This window comes from Arthrobacter sp. TS-15 (assembly GCF_006964045.1).
Classification (GTDB): domain Bacteria; phylum Actinomycetota; class Actinomycetes; order Actinomycetales; family Micrococcaceae; genus Arthrobacter.
In genome coordinates this window covers 1-1,305 of sequence record NZ_SDXQ01000130.1, presented here as the reverse complement: position 1 = coordinate 1,305, position 1,305 = coordinate 1, and the positions used below count along the sequence as shown (strand labels likewise).

Sequence of the window (1,305 nt, the reverse complement as noted above, 5' to 3'; positions counted from 1 at the left end):
AGTCTCGTGGGCTCGGTGCGCTCACTTCAGCTCCTTGAGCGCGGACACGAACTGGCTCGGCGAGGACTTCCCGACGAAGAGCTTGTTGATCTCGGTGAGCATCGGGGTCGCGATGTCCGCGCCCAGCGCCTGGTCCCAGGAGAGCGTGAAGGCGGGCGCCTTCTCGACCATCTCGTACTGGAACGTGGCGAACTCCGGGTTGGGCGAGGCCTCCAGCAGCTTGGCCGCGTTGGCGGTCGTCGGGATGTCGCCGTTGGCCACCAGAGCCTTCGCGTACGTCTCCGAGGCGCAGTCCTTCAGGAAGGCGATCGCGGCGTCCTTGTTCTGCGTACGGGAGTTGACGGACCAGTAGTTGGTGGGGTTGCCGACGACGTTGCGGATGTCGCCCGTGCCGCCCTCGACCGTGGGGAACGCGCACCAGCCCAGGTTGTTCTTCGCGAAGGACGGGAACTTGCCGAGCTGCGTCGAGTACTCCCACGAGCCCATCAGGTGCATCGCCGCCTTGCCCTTGGCGAAGACGGCCGGGGCGCCGCCGTTGACGTACGACACCGAGCTGAACTTCGAGCCGAACGCGCCGTCGTCGATGAGTTCCTTGACGGTCTCGGCGGCCTTGAGGACGGCCGGGTCGCCCCAGGCGGACGCGTCGCCGCCCTGGATCTTCGCGAAGACCTCAGGGCCGCCGATGCGGTCGACGAGGTACTCCAGCCACATCAGCTCGGTCCAGGTGTCGGCGCCGCCGAGCGCGAACGGGGTGATCTTCGCGGCCTTCAGCTTGGCGTTGATCTCCTGCAACTCGGCCCAGGTGGTGGGCGGTTGGAGCTTGTGCTCGGCGAAGACGGACTTGTTGTAGAAGAGGATGACCGGCTGCATGCCGCGCATCGGTATGCCGTAGTTGCGGCCGCCGAGTCCGCCGGCCGCGAGCACCGAGGGCAGGAAACCGCCCTTCAGGACCGGGTCGCCCTCGATGGTGTCGGTCAGGTCGATGAGCTGGTTGGCCTCCTGGTACGCCTTGATGGAGCCGCCGCCCCAGTTGAAGAAGACGTCCGGGGCGCTCGGGGAGCCCATCGCCGTGCGCAGCTTGGCCGAGTAGTCCGTGCCCGGGACCTTCTCCAGCTTCACCTTGCCCTTGGCCGTCTTGGCGGCGGCGGACTTGTTGAAACGGTCGACGGCCGCCGTCTGGACCTTCACCGCGTCGTCCCCGTACGTGAATGCGGTGATCGTGCTGCCGCCACCGCCGGAACCGTCACCCGAGCCGCAGGCGGTCAGACCAGTGGTGAGCAGGGTGGTGGCACCGGCGCCGAGGAC

The 1,305-nt window shown here is 67.5% G+C and carries 1 protein-coding gene; it reads right to left on the bottom strand.

The genetic code is table 11. The annotated features are described in order from the left end of the window. Nucleotides 1-21: 21 nt before the first annotated feature. Nucleotides 22-1,305 (bottom strand): ABC transporter substrate-binding protein (locus EU811_RS23285; protein WP_142940596.1); only part of this gene is annotated, 1,284 nt, incomplete at its 5' end.